General features: G+C 47.1%; 1 protein-coding gene. It reads left to right on the top strand.

Annotated features, from left to right (window positions below; all coding sequences use genetic code 11):
- Window positions 1-876, top strand: an 876-nt coding sequence (locus QMM04_RS22825; RefSeq protein ID WP_349253957.1) for an amino acid--tRNA ligase-related protein, incomplete at both ends; no start/stop codon positions are given.

The following is an 876-nucleotide window of genomic DNA, read 5'->3' as shown; positions in this document are numbered from 1 at the left end:
TGTTTGACGAATTGCTCGGTATCAAATTCGACAAGTTCCAGCGTATGCCATACAGCGAAGCGATGCGTGACTATGCATCGGACAAACCAGACTTGCGTATTCCGCTTAAACTGGTTGATGTTGCAGATCTGATGCAAGACGTCGAGTTTAAAGTATTTGCGGGTCCAGCCAAAGATCCTAAAGGCCGTATTGCAGCACTTCGCGTGCCGGGCGCAGGCGCTTTGCCACGTAGTGCGATTGATGAATACACCAAATTTGTAGGCATTTATGGTGCTAAAGGCCTCGCTTACATCAAGGTCAATGAAATTGAAAAAGGCGTAGAAGGCTTACAGTCTCCAATCGTGAAATTCATTGAACCGATCGTGATGCAATTGCTTGAGCGTGTAGGCGCAGAAAATGGTGATATCGCCTTCTTTGGTGCAGATAAACCCAAAGTGGTAAATGATGCCATGGGTGCACTTCGTGTGAAAATCGGTCACGACCTAAAACTTGCAACCTGTGAATGGGCGCCGCTTTGGGTAGTCGACTTCCCAATGTTTGAAGAAACAGATGATGGTAAATGGACTTCAGTTCACCACCCATTTACGCTGCCAAAATCAAGCGTTGAAGATGTCAAAGCAAATCCGGGTGAAGCACTTTCTGTTGCTTATGACATGGTCTTGAATGGTACCGAAGTCGGTGGTGGTTCATTGCGTATTTATACGCTTGAAATGCAAAAAGCCATCTTTGAAGCATTGGGTATTTCAGACGAAGAAGCCGAAGAGAAGTTTAGCTTCTTGCTGAATGCCCTGCGCTATGGCGCGCCTCCACATGGTGGTTTGGCATTTTGTCGATCGCGACATGACGCTGAAACGGATGCTCGGTTACCGCATCCCC

It is taken from the genome of Pantoea sp. Pa-EAmG (assembly GCF_030024295.1).
Taxonomy (GTDB): domain Bacteria; phylum Pseudomonadota; class Gammaproteobacteria; order Enterobacterales; family Enterobacteriaceae; genus Pantoea; species Pantoea dispersa.
Note: the sequence above shows the minus strand (reverse complement) of the source record. Positions and strands in the feature narration are given on the sequence as shown.